The following is a 17,075-nucleotide window of genomic DNA, read 5'->3' as shown; positions in this document are numbered from 1 at the left end:
AGCAGAGCCTAGATAAATAAGTGTTTAAAAGCACTATGGGGATAAATTTTATCCCCATAGTAACGCTTTATCTAAATTATTCATCTCGTTGGCACTGGCTTGTGATCGGTAATTGCCGAAGTACCTTCATCTGTGGATCAACAATAATATGATCAACAGGTTTAGCTTTAATGGTAATGACTCCTTCAATTGGTGTATAAACTTGAAGCTGGCCATTAATTGAAATGGGTACTGGCATTTTAAAAGGCGTCGCATCTTTTTCACTTTTGCTCCAATACAAATTGGCCACGTTATTTTGACGTTCCATGGTTAGTGTTGGCAATGCAGCTTGTTTTAAATACACATCAAATAGCCAGTTATAGTCTTTTTTTGTAATGCGATTAACAATATCAATAAACTGCTGCGTGTTGCGATATCGCGATTGAATTGGGTAACTGAGACTTTGCGTGTCGCTACTCCCGTAGATTAACTCGCGTGTTGCTTGCCAAAATAACTCATCACCAATTAACCAACGCAAAGTGTGTAATGTCCAGCCTCCTTTACCATAAATATCTGAGTTAAAAGCTTCTTTTGAGCTTAACTCCCCTTCTTTAACAATAGGTTGGCAGTTTTTTATCCCTAAATAGGCTTTATACATTGCATGGTTATAAGCGGCCTCACCAAAGGTATATAAACTGTAAGACGGTTGCATGTAAAAGCCAAAACCTTCATGTAACCACGCATCATTCAATTGCTCATGTGTCATTAAATTACCAAACCACTCATGCGCTAATTCATGCTGAATAAGCCAATCATAACCACTAGGGTCGCGAGTGTACCCTTTGCCATAAGCATTTATCGTTTGATGTTCCATGCCTAAATGAGGCGTTTCTACAAAGCCAAGTTTTTGTTGCCCCCAAGGATATGGACCTAACACAGATTCAAAAAATGCCATTTGTTGATAAACATCGTTGGTGAGCAAATTACTGGCTTTTTGCCTATTTTCAGGTAACACCCAAAATTCCACAGGAATGTTAGTACCATTTATACTGGTATATTGCTGTTGAATGCGCTCAAATGGGCCAATATTCAGCGCAATGTTGTAATCACTCGCAGGCTCAGATAAAAACCAATCAAACTCGGTAGTCTTGTTTTGTAATACAGTTACATTTTTTAGTACCCCGTTACTGGCAACATACAATCCAGTGGGTACCGTTACCCGTATACGCATACTATCGGCTTTGTCACTAAAGTGATCTTTACAAGGCCAAAATAAATCACAGCCCTCACCTTGCACCGCTGTTGCTATCCAAGGTTTACCATCGTTTGTTTCACTAAATACAAAACCACCACTCCATGGAGGGTTAAGCGCAATATGTGGCTTGCCTGAATAGTTAATGGCAACTTCAACCACTTCTCCCGGGTATTTTTTTTCATATAAGTTAATCGTAACCACACCACGAGAATGGATAAAGTCGGCTTTCTTATCAGCCACTGTTACTGTGTTTATACTAAAGCGACTATCGAGTTTTAGTTCAATTTGCTGAGTTTCTTTAACGACCCGAAATACTGTTTTCCCTGTGCCGGCTATCTGCTTTTCTTCTGGAAAAACGGCTAACTTAAGATCATAGAAAATAACATCGGTTGATTGAGCCACGCTAGATAATGGTTGACCAGTATTAGCAACTAGGGGATCTAATTTTGCAGGTTTGCTGGTGCAGGCACTGAGTATATATATCAATGTAACAACCAAGTAACACCTAATCACATGGTGCAAGAACAACATAAATAATAAGCTCTTATAATTATAATTTTTTAATATAATTACATAGTTTTACATTTATAGTGTTTAAAAAAGACGAATTGCTTATTTTTTAAGTTAACTAGTTACTTTATTTTACATTTAGCAAGGGATAAACCTTAAACAGCAAATATGTTTAAGGTTGTTTTTGCCATTTCATTTTATTATTGGTATCGCGTGAAGTGATAATGGTTTCATCACTACTTTGAATACCGCCAAGCTTGGCGAGCCGGTCATAAAGAACAACATTACAGGTTGCTGCTAAATTCATACACCCTATGGTTGGAATATAAACAACTTCATCACACCATTTTAAAACGTCTTTTGGCACTGAACCATCCTCTGGACCAAACACATAAAATGCGTTTTCAGGGTGGGTAAATTCAGGCAAGGGTGTCGCCCCTTCTATTAGCTCTATGACCACCACTTTAGCGCCTTCAGGCTTACATGATGCTAAGTTATCAGTGGCGGTTAATGGAATACGTTGCACTACATTTTTAGTATCGGTATGAAATTTTTGTGCGTTTAGATAACGGTTACCAGTAAAAAAAACCTGCTGTGCGTCATAACAGCCTGCGGCGCGTAATACGCCCCCCACGTTGGTCGGGCTTTTTGGATTAATTAAACCAATACTTGCTTGTAATTTACTCATTAATTGCAATCCTTGGTTGGCCACTCGGCTATATACAAATCAAAATCTTCTAGCTTTACGTCACAGTCTTTTACGGTTTTATCTTTAACAGAAATGTTTAGCTCGTGCATTTTAGTTTTATCGCCGTTATTAAGTAACGGATGCCACGTTGCTAATCCACGTCCTTCGTGAAGTCGGCGATAGCTGCAGCTTTGCGGCATAAAGAAAATGTCTTTGAGGTTTTCTTTGGTAAGCTTAACGCAAGAAGGCACTAAGGTTTGGCGGTTTTCGTATTCACTACAACCACAGGTTGCGTTATCAAGGTATTGGCAAACAATATTGGTAAATATAAGTTGCTCACCTTCTCTTAGCTGATCAGTGGCGGTAAAGTCATCTTCGTCTTCGCTGTCAATAAAGGTGTTTAAACAACACTTTCCGCATCCGTCACAAATGGCTTCCCATTCTTGCTGGTTCATTTCATTGAGACTTTTGCTAAGCCAAAATTGGGTTTTTGCTAATTGTTGATCAAACATGGTGTTCTCGCGCCTTTTAAGAGCGCGCATTCTAACGTATTGCAGCAAAGCGCGCAAAGCCAATCCCTGTTCAAATAATGACTTTGCGCGATTATGTTACTGCTGAGATTTAACCCAACGTTTAATTTTTTGCTCTAAGATAGGCATAGGCAATGCGCCATCTATTAATATTTGCGTATGAAAGGCTTTAATATCAAATTGCTCACCTAACTGCTGGTGGGCGTAATCTCTGAGCTCTTTAATTTTAAACTCACCCAATTTGTACGATAATGCTTGCCCAGGCCATGCAATATAACGCTCAACCTCAGCAATAACATCGCTTTTTGCCATTGAAGAGTTTGCTAACATGTAGTCAATGCCTTGTTGACGTGTCCACCCTTTGGCATGAAAGCCTGTATCAAGCACTAAACGCATAGCTCTTAGCTGCTCATCGTTAAGACGCCCATACCACATATACGGGTCGGTAAATAAGCCAAGCTCTTTGCCAAGACTCTCTGCGTATAATGCCCAGCCCTCAGCAAACACCGTGTAGCCGCCAAATTTACGAAAATCGGGCAGGCTTTCCACTTCTTGTTGCAGTGCAATTTGAAAGTGATGACCAGGTGCTGCTTCATGAATAGACAGCGTTTCAAGTAAAAATTTAGGCTGCGCTTTTAAGTTGTAAGCATTAATGTAAAAGATACCCGGACGAGAACCATCTGGTGCAGGCCCAGCATAAGATGCCCCTGCTGCCGATTGCGCACGATACGCTTCTACTGCTTTAACAATGTAAGGGGCTTTAGGCTCAATATTAAACAAGCGCGGTAAACGCGCATCTATTTTTAGTTTAATATCTTCATAGGCAGCAATTAACTCATCAGCTGTTTTATAATAAAACTCATCTGAGTCACGTAAATGATCAAAAAACGATGCTAAATCACCTTTAAATCCCACGGTATTTTTAACCGTTTTCATTTCACTTAAAATTCGAGACACTTCACTTAAGCCAATGTCATGAATTTCATCTGCTGATAAACTCAACGTGGTGTTTTTCTTGATTTGATATTCGTACCACGCTTTACCATTAGGTAAATCAGCATAACCAACAGAATCGCGAGCATGAGGAATATAGTCGTTGAGTAAAAACTCACTCATACGCTGATAAGCGGGGACTAATTTATCTAAAATAAGCGTTTTATACTGCTCAGTGAGTTGCTGTTTTTGTGCATTAGAAAATGAGTCGGGCATGGCCTTTATTGGTGAATAAAATAATGAATCTTCTGCGTTAGTTACTACGTGCACTTTAAACTGAGGCAATAATTTTTTAGCCAATGGCATAGGCAATACCACGCCTTGTTTAACGCCTTGCGCCATTGATTGTTCAACACTGGCTAACCATTTCACAAAACCATCAGCACGTTTAATAAATTGCTCATAGTCGGCAACAGTATTAAAGGGCTGTGCACTTTGCCCTGAACCAAATCCAGCAAAGGTATTATGTGCTCCCGACATTTGGTTAATCGGTAACAAATAATCTTTATATTGCATGCCCTCAAGCTTCAGGGCTAAATCTCGCGATAATACTTCAAAGTTAAGTAGCGCCTGCCCTGTTAATTGTGATTCATCGATTAGCGTTAAACGTTGTTGATATTTTTTATAAAAAGCAGTTTTTTTATCACGATTAGCCTGCGATATCACCGGCAAGAATTGATCATCGAATTCATGGCGACCGTTATAAGTGGCGCTTAAGGGATTAAAGGTTAATGACTCATCGTAGTACTGTGCAACGAGCACATCCAACTGTTGCTGTGCTGATAATTCGCTTATTACAGGCGCGACCGGCTGATTTGTGTTTAATTGTGAGCTGGTGCTCATACAACCACTTAAGGCAAACATAACGCTACTGGCAACCAGTGCTATTTTAATAACTTTCATAAAGATCCTTGTTAGTTTTCACCCGCCAATTATGCGGTTTTAAATGGCTTAAATAAAGCAATTACGGTGAGTGGGATTCGTCGCTAAATAATTTACTCAATAGCTAATGATTGCTACATTCAGGTAAATTTAAATAATTAAATAATAAAAATGATCAAAATAAAAAAACATTTACTAACTACATCAATCGCATTACTGAGCTTAACCAGCGCAAGTACACTGGCAACCACCTATATATCGGCCAAAGCTTTGCTTGATGTAAAAACTGGAGAGCTAAAAGCTAATCCGTTAATCGCGATTGACGAGGGTGTAATAAGCCAAATCCAATTTAATAAACAGCCAACGCTTACCAGTAATGATGAACTGATTAACCTACCTGAACTCACCGTAATGCCGGGGTTGATGGATATGCATGTGCATTTAACCAGCGATCCAACCGTTTCGCGCAGTGAACGTATAGGCCAATCAGTACCGCGTATGGCTATTAAAGCCAGTTACTTTGCTAAAAAAACATTAGAAGCCGGCTTTACCACAGTGCGTAACCTAGGTGCAGAAGGCTTTAGTGTTATTGCGGTTCGCGACGGCATTAATGCAGGTGATATTATTGGCCCTCGCATCTGGGCTGCAGGCCCTTCTTTGGGGATTACTGGCGGACACTGTGACAATAATCGTTTGCCTCCAGAAATGAAATATACCGCGGCGGGGGTTGCTGATGGCCCATGGGCTGTTCGCATTAAAGTACGTGAAAATATTAAATATGGCGCTAATGCAATTAAATTATGTGCAACTGGTGGGGTATTTTCTAAAGGCACAAAGGTGGGCATACAACAATACGCATTTGAAGAAATGAAAGCCATTGTGGATGAAGCGCACATGCGAGAATTACCTGTTGCGGCTCACGCACACGGCACTAACGGCATTAAAACAGCCATTAAAGCCGGTGTAGACAGCGTAGAGCATGCTAGCTTTTTAGACGATGAAGCGATTGAGCTTGCTATAAAGCACGGTACTTGGCTCTCTATGGATATTTACAATACTGAATATACACTGAGCTTTGGTGAGCAAAATGGGGTAGATGAAGAGAACCTAAATAAAGAACGCCTTGTTTCTAAAAAGCAAAGAGACAGCTTTAAACGCGCCGTTGAAGCTGGGGTTAACATGGTATTTGGTACAGATGCGGCTATTTATCCACATGGTGATAATGCGAAACAGTTCTCGCGAATGGTTGAATTTGGTATGAGTGAATTACAAGCTATTCAAGCCGCGACCATTAATAGTGCTAAATTACTAAAGGCAGATTCACAACTGGGGCAAATTAAAACTGGTTTTGCTGCTGATATTATAGCGGTGAGTGCTAACCCACTTAAAAATATTTCTACACTAGAGCGTATTCCTTTTGTAATGAAAGCCGGTGTCGTTTACAAGCAGTAAACCCAATACATCTTTATAAGGTTGAGCTTAGCTCAACCTTAACAATTTTTTAGCTAATGTAGCTAAACTGCCCATTTAATCATCAATACTTTATTTAAATTCTCTCTTGGTAAAGCCAACTAGCGACTGCAATACCCCGTTAATATTTTTAAATGTGATTGTTTTTAAATCACATTGTATAACTATCAAGCAAACACACCCATTAAAGTAAAAAAGTTTGAACTTTTTATTTTATTTTAAAATGATAACCATTATCATTCACGAAAATTAACAAATGCGAATGGTTATCACTCTATGAAAAGGTTTCAATACTCACTACTCACACTCGCGTGCTTAAACGCGCACTTGGCATTGGCAAACGAGTCACAAGTTAATTCCGATATTGAACGTATTAGTGTTTACGAGCAACAAAACCGAGTGGTAATGAGCTCAGGTTTGGCCACTAAATCTGATATGTCACTAATGGAAACCCCTGCACCCGTGGTCATTGTTGATAAAGCGCTAATTGCATCGCAAGGTATTGATAGTTTACAAGATGTGATCCGTAATGTAAGTGGTTTAACGCAAGCCGGTAACAACTATGGCATTGGTGATAATTTAGTAATTCGTGGTTTAGGTGCTAATTATACCTATGATGGCATGTACGGTGGTGCAGGATTAGGCAATACCTTTAATCCAACGCGTTCTTTAACCAATGTTGAATCAATTGAAGTATTAAAAGGCCCAGCAACTGGTTTATACGGCATGGGCAGTGCTGGTGGTGTGATTAACCTGATTGAAAAAAAGCCACAGTTTAACGAACAACATACTTTAGAAATGGATATTGGTCAGTGGGATAGTTATTCACTGGCACTCGATAGCACCAATGCAATAACAGACGACTTAGCTTATCGAGTCATGGCAAAAACCGCCTCTAGCGATGGCTTTCGTGATTTAAAAGAACAACGTGATGAAATTTATTCGTCTTTAAAATATGTTCTAAATGATCAACATGCGTTTGTGTTATCGGGAGCCTATATCAAGGACGCCATTGCTGTGGATTCTATCGGCCATCCTATTCGTATTTTTAACAATGAATCGGTTAACGGTTTAACTGCAGGTGAAGTATCAGGCGCCGATTTAGTGAATGACCCTACAGCAAGTGGCTTACAATTGAGTGAAGCACAACGAAATGAACTAGCTAACTCTTTGGCAAGCAATGATGGTTTAACACCCTTTAACTTTGGCACCAATGGCATAATATCACCGATGGCAAAGGATAACGAAGGTGAAGAGCTGCGTTTTAAATTAGCCCATAATTATTACATTAGTGATGATTTATTTGTTAATCAACAACTACAGTACCGTAATTACACCTCAAGTTTTGCCCGCCAAACAGGTGCTTACAACTACGTTTACTGGAAACGTAACGGCGTGATCAATCAAGACCCACGCGCACCGCTAGTTGTTGATGACGTGTTATACCCTTTTGCAGCCAGACGCCAAGAGTACCGCCAAGTAGAAGCGGATGAAAAATCATGGCAATACTTTTTAGATTTACGTTATGACTTTATGCTCGGTAACATAGAAAACGAATTACTGGTTAATGCCAACTATGAAGACCGTGATATTCGTTTTAAACAATATTCTATTTACGATGCTGATAAAGTCATTAAAAACAAAGCCGGTGAAGTTATTTACCAAGGCGCACTGCCGTATATTTTTGATATGCGTCAGCCAAATTGGCCTACAGGTGAATTTAATAATTACGATCCGCTTAAAACCAGCGATTATAATAAAAAAGTACAAGCATGGGGTTTAGGCCTTCAGCATGTTGCCTACATTAACGATAAAATCACCACCCGTATTGGGATTGCTCATAATCGTATAAAACAAAGTTACGAGCATTTTGGTGTTGACCCACGTTATAGTCAAAGCCGCGCAAACCCAACGCCAGAGGCAAACACCTCAGATAGCGGTTTAACGTACAATTTAGGGGCTACTTATCAATTAAGCGCTGACATGGCTTTATTTTTAAATCACTCAAAAGGTCGTACTGCCTACAGTGTACTTGGCTCTGTTGCTGGTAATGAAGCCGATAGAGAAGACTCAGAATCTGTTAGTAACGATTTAGGATTTCGTTTTAAAGCGTTTGATGACCAATTACTGGCTTCAATTGTAGTATTTGAAAGTGCACGTACTAATTTAGAATATGCCAACCCACTTTATGAAGCAGGCGTGTCTGCACCAAACGTAGTGGAAAGTTTCTTTGATGGTGAAGAACAAACCAAAGGTGTAGAAATTGACTTAAATGCGTATTTGAACGATCAATGGAAAGTTAACATCAACGGTGTTTATCAAGATGCTAGAGATAAAACTAACCCTAACAGCACAAGCTTTGATACTCGCCAAAAAGGCGTGCCTTATGTAACTGCTAGCTCATGGGTAACTTACTCTGCGGCGTTATTTGAATTACCTCACGCAGTAGATTTAAGCGCAGGCTTAACGTTTGTTGATAAGCGCAGTACTAACTCAAGTTCGTTCGGTATTGATAACGGCTACGTCCCTGCTTATACCGTGTATGATGCTGCAGTTAGCTATAAAGCAGACAACTGGCAAATGCAATTAAACATTAATAACCTGTTTAATAAAAAATACTATTCTAAAGCCATGTTTTTAGGCGGTATGCCAGGTGAGGAAAGAAATGCAAAGTTAAGCTTTAGTTATACGCTTTAACACAATGCGCACAAGCCAGGTTGGTTTGTGCGCACTATATTTTGGTATAGTTAGATTGTAACAACTATACGACCGTTAATTTCGCCTTTGAGCATGTCATCGAAAATTTCATTAATATCTTCGAGTTTTTTCTCTTCAATGATAGCTTTTACTTTACCTTGTGCGGCAAATTCAAGGCATTCTTGCAGGTCTTTACGTGTACCTACAATAGAACCAACCACAGAAACACCATTTAGCACAGTATCAAAAATTGGCAGTGGCATATCTTCTGGTGGTAAGCCAACTAATACGCATTTGCCCCCACGGCGAACACTTTTATACGCTTGTTCAAACCCAGGTTTTGATACTGCGGTACAAACAACAGCGTGCGCCCCACCTACTTGCTCAAAAATAGCCTCACTTGGCACCACTTCTTTAAAATCAAGCGTAATATCAGCGCCTAACTCTTTAGCTAGGGCCATTTTTTCTTTGCCTGTATCTACAGCAATAACATTAAAGCCCATTGCTTTTGCATATTGCACCGCTAAGTGACCTAAACCGCCCACACCAACAATAGCAACCCATTGACCCGGTTTTGCATCTGATACTTTTAATGCTTTATACGTTGTTACGCCGGCACAGAATAACGGGGCAGCTTCAGCAAAGCCTAATCCTTCCGGTATTTTGATGATGTAATCACCATGTGCTAAACAATATTCTGCATAACCACCGTCAATTGAGTAACCGGTATTATGTTGCGATAAACACAGGGTTTCACGTCCATCTAAACAAAATTCACAATGGCCACAGGCGCTATACAACCAAGGTACACCCACTCGGTCGCCCACTTCTAAATGTTTAATATTACTGCCTAGTTTTTCTATTACACCCACACCTTCGTGACCTGGTACCAATGGCATTTTTGGTTTTACCGGCCAATCACCATGACACGCATGTAAATCGGTGTGACATACACCACAAGCGGCTATTTTTACCAGCACATCGTTAGGACCTACCTCTGGGATTGGTAAATCGGTGATTTCTAACTTGCCTTTATATTCTGTATTTATTGCTGCTTTCATAGTCATTCCATCGTTTATAAAAAATTATGCTATTTAACAAAGGCGTTAAACAACAATGTTATGTTGCATACCCGCAACATAACCCACTATAAATGCTTAAATATTAATCTATATCAATCATTAGTCGTAAAACGTGGTTTTTTATCCAAGCTAAACGCTTGCCATACTTAACCAGCGTGCTAGCATAGATTTCATTTATTTTTGAAACTTGTAACAATGACATTATCAGAAAAAAACTTTGCCTTTGTAATGCATTGTGGCGAGATGGGCAGCCGCTGGGGATTTAATCGTACAATCGGCCAAATGTGCGGGTTACTTATTATTACCAAAGATCCAATGACGGCAAACCAAATCGCAGATGCGCTGAGTATTTCACGCGGTAACGTAAGTATGGGAATTAAAGAATTACAATCTTGGCAGCTGATCAAGGTAATGCATATCCCAGGAGATAGAAAAGAATACTATGCACCTGCAGGCGATATTTGGGATATGGCTAATCGCGTGTTTGAAGAACGTAAAAAGCGTGAAGTAGAACCTACGCTTAGCTTACTCAGAGATAATTTATTAGATGAAGCAAGTAACGACGATGAAATTTATGCACAAAAACAAATGGGCGAAATTCATAACTTACTTGAAACAGTGACTAAATGGTCGTCAGAATTACAACGCTTAACCCCAGAGCAGCTCAACAAACTAATGAAGCTAGGTTCAGGCATTGGCAAAGTCATTGACCTTAAAGATAAAATATTCAAAAAAGAGCAGTAAACCATTAAAAAGCCGCAATGAGCGGCTTTTTAGTTATTCGTCTTAGCTTAAATTTTTGGGTAAGCAATTCTATCTGACAAATAACCTACGCTGGTTGCAAAGTAATATGATCGATTCCAGTGCATAAATACTTTGTAGTTATCGTATGCTAAATACATGCGTCCATTTATATCATCCGGCATCACCAGTGCTGCATCTACAGCAACCGTAGGTAAATCACTGCCATCAACACGACGAACACCTAATGCTTGCCAATCTGCTAAAGAGCGCTCTGATTTATCCCAGTACTCTAGCCATTGCTTTCGGGTTTTAGTACCGCGCTTTAATATATACTGCTGGTCAAAATCAGCAGGTAATTGAACTTGGCGACCCCAGGTTAAGTTGTCATTCCAACCCTCTTGCTTTAAGTAATTTGCAATTGAAGCAAACGCGTCTTCTTTGGTTGTCCAAATATCTTTGCGGCCATCGTTATTGTAATCAACGGCGTAAGCATTAAATGAGGTTGGCATAAACTGGGTTTGCCCCATTGCACCCGCCCACGAGCCTTTAAATTTATCAAGCGTGATATGTCCCGACTTTAATATATCCAGTGCTGCCCACAATTGGCGTTTGTATAACGCTTCACGACGTCCATCAAATGCTAAAGTTACTAAGGATGAAATAACATTGTGGCCGCCTTGAATAGCGCCAAAATTACTTTCTAAACCCCAAATAGCCACAATAAAACGCGCTTGAACACCAAAGTCTTTTGCTACTTTTTCTAAGACTTCTTGGTTTTCTTTATACAATTTACGCGCACGATCTATTTTCCATTGCGGTACTCGTTTTGGTAAATACGTTTCCAGCGTTTCTTTTACTTCTGGCTGGTTTTTGTCTGCTGAAATGACTTTTTCTTTATAAGATGCAGTGGCAAATGCTTGCTCAATTAACTGAGTATCGTAGCCTTTTGCTATTGCCTCTTGCTTTAAATTAGTAAGATATTGTTGAAACTCAGCTTGTGTTTTTGCCATCACCGATGAGCTTAAACACACACCACACAATACAACCGCTAATTTTTTAATCACTATCTGCTCCATTTTGTTTTCTTAATTGACTTAGCAAGTTTTCCTCTGGTGGCGGAATTTGTAAATAATAGCCTTGGTCGCTAAGCGACTGTTTTAAAGTGTCTAAATCCGCAACGCCTAATTGAGTCCGCTTCGCTAAGTTAATGATCATCACGTACTGAGGTTGACCAAACATGGCCATTAAAGGTTCCGGAACTTTACTAAAATCGTCTCTTTTTTCAATAAATAAGAAAGTATCTGCTTTTTTCTTACTTTTATATACCGCAGTTAGCATTATGGCCCTATAAAATCTTGCTTAACAGTGCTACACACTATAACATGGCAATAATAATAAGTTATAAAAATTAGTGTGGAAACTGTAATAAAAGCCTTGTTCAGCCTAGGTTTATATAAAGTTACATGCTAACTAGACAATCCAGTTGAGCATCTATGTCGGACCAAATTTTTGAGCTAAAAGGCAACCTTTTTACGTTATCAGTTTTACATCTTTATAGTACTGATATTAACCTTTTAGCAGAACAACTGTATGTAAAAATTGCCCAAGCCCCAAAGTTCTTTGAGGGTGCCCCCATTGTCGTCAATTTAATTGAAGTAAAAAACAGCGCAATCGACTTTGTTCACTTAAAATCGCTTATTGAACGCATGAGCTTTAATGCTGTAGGTGTATGTAATGGTTCGGATGAACAGCATAAACAGGCAAAAGCCGCAGGGTTATCTGTTTTAAACTATTCACAAGACGTTAAGAGTGAACCCGCAAGAGTAGAGTCAAATACTTCGGTTGTAGAAAAAACCGTGTATTTACCAGCGCAAATTATTAATGGTGCGGTGCGCTCAGGCCAACAAGTTTACGCCAAAGACCGCGACTTGGTGGTGTTAGGCGCGGTAAGCCATGGCGCAGAAGTGATTGCCGATGGCAATGTACATATTTACGGAACCCTACGAGGGCGTGCAATTGCCGGCGTAAAAGGGCTCGAAAACGCATACATATTTTGTAATAAATTAGAAGCAGAACTCGTTTCAATCAATGGTAATTACTGGATCAGTGACTCACTGCAAGGTGAACACTGGGGTAACGCAGTTCAAATACAACAAAAAAATGAATCTTTAGAAATTTCAGCTTTGGTTAAAGGATAAATCTCATGGCAAAAATAATTGTCGTTACCTCGGGTAAAGGGGGTGTTGGTAAAACAACATCAAGCGCAGCAATTGGTACAGGCTTAGCATTAAAAGGCTACAAAACTGTTATCATCGATTTTGATATCGGCTTACGTAATTTAGACCTCATCATGGGTTGTGAACGTCGCGTAGTGTATGACTTTGTTAATGTGATCAATGGCGAAGCTAACCTTAATCAAGCACTCATAAAAGACAAACGTGTAGAAAAGTTATTTTTACTTCCTGCTTCACAAACTCGCGATAAAGACGCACTCACCCGTGATGGTGTTGAACGCGTATTGAACGAGTTAAAAGAAGACTTTGACTATATTGTTTGTGATTCTCCTGCAGGTATTGAAGCCGGAGCTATGATGGCGATGTACTTCGCTGATGAAGCGATAGTTACAACCAACCCTGAAGTCTCATCAGTACGAGATTCGGATCGTATTCTAGGCATTTTACACAGTAAATCGAAACGTGCCGAAGAAGGATTAGAAAACATTAAAGAGCATTTGCTAATAACACGCTATAATCCAGATCGTGTATCAAAAGGTGAAATGTTATCTGTTGAAGATATCCAGGACATCCTAGCCATCGACTTACTAGGTGTCATTCCTGAATCTCAAGCAGTGCTTAGTGCATCAAACTCTGGACAACCGGTAATTCTTGATAGCGAATCAGACGCAGGTCAAGCTTATGCTGATGCGATCAGTCGTTTATTAGGCGAAACGGTTGAATTTAGATTTTTAGATGTAGAGAAAAAGGGTTTATTCAAACGGATATTTGGAGGTTAATGTGTCTTTACTTGACTACTTCCGCTCAGAAAAGAAAAACAGTGCGTCATTAGCAAAAGAGCGATTGCAGATCATTGTCGCGCACGAGCGTTCTCAGCGTGGAACACCAGATTACTTGCCACAATTAAAGCAAGATATTCTTGATGTTATCCGTAAGTACGTTAATGTAGGCGCCGATGCGGTTCAAGTTCAGTTTGATCAAAATGAAGACGATTTAGCGGTACTCGAGCTCAATGTCACATTACCTGACGAAGAAAAGAAATAATAAAAAAGGGCGCTAAGCGCCCTTTTTATTTTTTACATCAAGCTATTTAATACTCTAATTATCCCACTCTTTTAGCGCATCTTTAACAAAATCATATCGCCATGAGCTGAGTAAATCTGGTTTTATGTGTTTTTCTTTTTGCTGAGCAGTTAACTTCCAGTTCCAACTAATTAGCTGATTTATTTGCTTTTTAGAGGCCATAACGTCTTCTGGAATGTTATGCTCTTTAGCAACTTTAGTAATTTTTTGTTTGATCTCCTTCGCTACTTTTTTATAGGTAGGAAAATCAATTAATCGCTTTAATACTTGTGGGTGTTGCTCAGCTGGAATGGCTTTGGCCTGCTCAATACACTTTAAAATTTCAACCCCAGAACGATTCACTTCAATGGGTTCTACCCCAGGAATTTGTCTCAGAGCATTTAAACTTGAAGGGCCTCGTTTGGCAATTTCGGTCATATTGTGCTCTTTAAGCACAAAATTAAGCGCTAGATTTTTACGAATAGCTTTATTTCGACGCCATACTGCTAACTCTTTAAGTACCGCTAGTTCATGCGGCTTAAGTTGCCATGCATTTTTAATTTCTTTGTAAAGTAGCTCATCCGGAATTTGAAAAGCACGTTTATTGGCAACTAATTCACTTTCATTGATCACAATATCAAATAAATCAGCGGCTTTAATGCTATCTATAATTAACTCAAAACAAGGCAGCAGGTGATACGTATCAGCAGCAGCGTATTCAAGTTGCTTTTGGGTAAGGGGGCGTTGTAACCAATTAGTGCGCGATTCGCTTTTATCAATCTCAATATTCAATAATGTTTTCACCATTAAGGCAAAGCCCATACAGTTTCCCTCACCTAATAGCTGAAGTGCAAACTGGGTATCGAATAAAGGATAAGGAACAAATCCTGCGTACTTTTGAAAAACTTCAATATCTTCTGAGGGTGAATGGAGTACTTTTAGCACTTTAGGATCTTTAAGTATTTGCCAAAAATCAAACAAGGAAAGCTCGGCAAGCGGGTCAATAAGCGCTAAATGTTCGCCATCATAAACTTGAATAAGTGCAACTTCTGGATACAAAGTACGGCGGCGCATAAACTCGGTATCAATAGCAAGAATGGGTTTGTTTTTAATTTGTTCTACAAACGTATTAAGCTCATTTTGGGTTTGGATCAATTGGTAGTGCACTGAGTCTCCTACAATAAAAAAGCCGACTGATGTCGGCTTTTTTATAGTTGCTAATCTTTTAAGGCTCTTCTGAGAATTTTACCCACGTTAGTTTTGGGTAACTCATCCTTAAACTCAACGAGTTTAGGAACCTTGTAATTAGTTAAATTATCACGACAATGTTTTATTATATCTTTTTCAGTTAAAGAAGGGTCTTTTTTCACAACAAAAACTTTAACTTGTTCACCACTAATGTCATGAGGGATACCAACCGCGGCCACTTCTAGCACGCCTTCATGCATGGCAACCACTTCTTCTATTTCATTTGGGAAAACATTAAAGCCTGAAACAATAATCATGTCTTTTTTACGATCAACAATGTAGAAAAAACCTTCGTCATCGTAAGTGGCAATATCACCAGTTGCAAACCAGCCATCTTTTAAACATTCAGCCGTTGCATCAGGGCGATTATAGTAACCAAGCATTACTTGCGGACCTTTTACCCACAGTTCACCCGGCTCACCTTTAGCAGCTTCTTCACCGTTATCGAGCATTAATTTAATGTCAGTACTTGGCGCAGGTAGACCGATAGAGCCATTATAAGCTTCTAAATCATACGGGCTAATTGTGACTAAAGGAGAACATTCTGTCAGGCCATAGCCTTCCATTAGTTTGCTGTTAGTGACCTTTTGCCATTTTTCTGCAACAGGGCGTTGTACTGCCATGCCGCCGCCTAATGACATTTTAAGGTGACTAAAATCAAGCTCAGAGAAAGCAGGGGTATTTAATAAGCCATTAAATAAAGTGTTCACCCCTGTAATAGCAGTAAATTTATGCTGACTAAGCTCTTTTACAAATCCAGGCATATCACGTGGATTTGTAATTAAAACGTTTAAGCCGCCGTATTTCATAAATGCTAAACAGTTCGCTGTTAATGCAAATATATGATAGAGCGGTAGCGCGGTAATAACCACTTCTCTACCACGCTCAAGCACGTTATCTAAACAACCAGATACTTGCTCAAGGTTACCCACCAAATTACCGTGGCTCAACATTGCCCCTTTAGACACACCGGTTGTACCACCGGTGTATTGTAAAAATGCTAAATCGCTTAAGTTAACCTCTGGGCGCTTATAGCCATTCAGATCAGCTTTTAATAAATCACAAAAGTTAATCGTGTTAGGCAACGTATAGCTTGGTACCATTTTTTTGAAATGCTTAACAACAAAATTGACTAAATGCTTTTTAAGACCACCCATCATGTCACCAACCTGCGTAACCACAATGTGTTTAACGTCAGTATTAGGCAGTGCTTTTTCAAGCGTGACAGCGAAGTTAGCAAGAATAAATATTGCTGATGTTTCAGAATCTTTTAATTGGTGCTCTAGCTCACGAACGGTATATAGCGGATTAACGTTAACCACCACACACCCTGCGCGTAAAATACCTAATATAGCAATTGGGGTTTGCAACAAGTTAGGCATCATAACAGCGACTTTATCGCCCTTTTTTAATCCTAAATCGTTTTGAATATAAGCCGCAACACGTTTTGTTGCCGCGTCAATTTCGTTGTATGACAATGTTTTACCCATATTAGTAAATGCAGGTAAATCCTTGTAATCATTAAAACTTTTTTCAAACACTTCGAGTAACGAGTTGTAGTGCTCAGGATCGATTGTTTCAGGCATACCTTCTGGGTAGCGCTTAAGCCAGATTTTTTCCACTCTTAGCCCCTGTTTATAATTATATTTTTATTAACCTTAATCTAAGTAAGGCACTTTCACAATTGAGCAAATACTCTAA

15 protein-coding genes are annotated in these 17,075 nt (G+C 39.4%); 6 read left to right on the top strand and 9 right to left on the bottom strand.

Translation table 11 applies throughout. The features are described from left to right. Nucleotides 1-76 precede the first annotated feature (76 nt). From PISS_RS18605 to PISS_RS18590, 4 genes are all read right to left on the bottom strand, one after another. Nucleotides 77-1,720, bottom strand: coding sequence for a M1 family metallopeptidase (locus PISS_RS18605; protein WP_232311367.1), 1,644 nt, complete (start codon nt 1,718-1,720; stop codon nt 77-79). Between the two features lie 196 nt (nt 1,721-1,916). Then, on the bottom strand, nt 1,917-2,432 hold the full coding sequence (locus PISS_RS18600; protein WP_028834583.1) for an RNA methyltransferase: 516 nt from the start codon (nt 2,430-2,432) through the stop codon (nt 1,917-1,919). After that, the gene (locus PISS_RS18595) at nt 2,432-2,944 is read right to left on the bottom strand and encodes a YcgN family cysteine cluster protein (protein WP_016900173.1); all 513 of its coding nucleotides are present in this window, start codon (nt 2,942-2,944) and stop codon (nt 2,432-2,434) included. Before PISS_RS18595 ends, PISS_RS18600 begins: the two co-directional genes overlap by 1 nt. Before the next feature lie 96 nt (nt 2,945-3,040). After that, nucleotides 3,041-4,858, bottom strand: coding sequence for a DUF885 domain-containing protein (locus PISS_RS18590; RefSeq protein WP_058156048.1), 1,818 nt, complete (start codon nt 4,856-4,858; stop codon nt 3,041-3,043). Nucleotides 4,859-5,017: 159 nt separating this feature from the next. On the opposite strand from PISS_RS18590, the gene PISS_RS18585 reads away from it, so the two are divergent. After that, complete coding sequence (locus PISS_RS18585; protein WP_198147833.1) at nt 5,018-6,289, top strand: Xaa-Pro dipeptidase; 1,272 nt, start codon at nt 5,018-5,020, stop codon at nt 6,287-6,289. A 294-nt stretch (nt 6,290-6,583) separates the two neighbouring features. Beyond that, the gene (locus PISS_RS18580) at nt 6,584-9,004 is read left to right on the top strand and encodes a TonB-dependent receptor (protein ID WP_058156044.1); all 2,421 of its coding nucleotides are present in this window, start codon (nt 6,584-6,586) and stop codon (nt 9,002-9,004) included. Nucleotides 9,005-9,054: 50 nt separating this feature from the next. On the opposite strand, the gene adhP is transcribed toward PISS_RS18580, so the two are convergent. After that, nucleotides 9,055-10,065 carry an alcohol dehydrogenase AdhP gene (gene adhP, locus PISS_RS18575; protein ID WP_013463315.1) on the bottom strand — a complete coding sequence of 337 codons (1,011 nt, stop codon included), beginning with the start codon at nt 10,063-10,065 and terminating at the stop codon, nt 9,055-9,057. Nucleotides 10,066-10,281: 216 nt separating this feature from the next. Here adhP and PISS_RS18570 point away from each other — a divergent pair, with 216 nt between their 5' ends. Beyond that, complete coding sequence (locus tag PISS_RS18570; protein WP_013463314.1) at nt 10,282-10,830, top strand: GbsR/MarR family transcriptional regulator; 549 nt, start codon at nt 10,282-10,284, stop codon at nt 10,828-10,830. Nucleotides 10,831-10,877: 47 nt separating this feature from the next. On the opposite strand, the gene PISS_RS18565 is transcribed toward PISS_RS18570, so the two are convergent. Beyond that, nucleotides 10,878-11,894 (bottom strand): lytic murein transglycosylase, encoded by a 1,017-nt coding sequence (locus PISS_RS18565; RefSeq protein WP_013463312.1) that lies wholly within the window; start codon nt 11,892-11,894, stop codon nt 10,878-10,880. After that, complete coding sequence (locus tag PISS_RS18560) at nt 11,887-12,168, bottom strand: YcgL domain-containing protein (protein WP_013463311.1); 282 nt, start codon at nt 12,166-12,168, stop codon at nt 11,887-11,889. Before PISS_RS18560 ends, PISS_RS18565 begins: the two co-directional genes overlap by 8 nt. 155 nt (nt 12,169-12,323) lie before the next feature. On the opposite strand from PISS_RS18560, the gene minC reads away from it, so the two are divergent. From minC to minE, 3 genes are read left to right on the top strand one after another with little or no spacing between them, the layout of a single operon-like run. Then, nucleotides 12,324-13,028 (top strand): septum site-determining protein MinC, encoded by a 705-nt coding sequence (minC, locus tag PISS_RS18555; RefSeq protein ID WP_058156042.1) that lies wholly within the window; start codon nt 12,324-12,326, stop codon nt 13,026-13,028. A 5-nt stretch (nt 13,029-13,033) separates the two neighbouring features. Beyond that, a complete protein-coding gene (gene minD / locus PISS_RS18550; protein WP_013463309.1) occupies nt 13,034-13,843 on the top strand; it encodes a septum site-determining protein MinD in 810 nt (269 codons plus the stop codon). Between the two features lies 1 nt (nt 13,844). Next, the gene (minE, locus tag PISS_RS18545; RefSeq protein WP_008111532.1) at nt 13,845-14,108 is read left to right on the top strand and encodes a cell division topological specificity factor MinE; all 264 of its coding nucleotides are present in this window, start codon (nt 13,845-13,847) and stop codon (nt 14,106-14,108) included. A 54-nt stretch (nt 14,109-14,162) separates the two neighbouring features. On the opposite strand, the gene rnd is transcribed toward minE, so the two are convergent. Continuing rightward, the gene (gene rnd, locus PISS_RS18540) at nt 14,163-15,293 is read right to left on the bottom strand and encodes a ribonuclease D (RefSeq protein WP_013463308.1); all 1,131 of its coding nucleotides are present in this window, start codon (nt 15,291-15,293) and stop codon (nt 14,163-14,165) included. A gap of 50 nt (nt 15,294-15,343) precedes the next feature. Beyond that, nucleotides 15,344-16,996 carry a long-chain-fatty-acid--CoA ligase FadD gene (gene fadD, locus PISS_RS18535; RefSeq protein ID WP_058156038.1) on the bottom strand — a complete coding sequence of 551 codons (1,653 nt, stop codon included), beginning with the start codon at nt 16,994-16,996 and terminating at the stop codon, nt 15,344-15,346. Nucleotides 16,997-17,075: the final 79 nt, after the last annotated feature.

This window comes from Pseudoalteromonas issachenkonii (genome assembly GCF_002310795.1).
In the GTDB taxonomy this organism is placed as follows: Bacteria; Pseudomonadota; Gammaproteobacteria; order Enterobacterales; family Alteromonadaceae; genus Pseudoalteromonas; species Pseudoalteromonas tetraodonis.
Note: the sequence above shows the minus strand (reverse complement) of the source record. Positions and strands in the feature narration are given on the sequence as shown.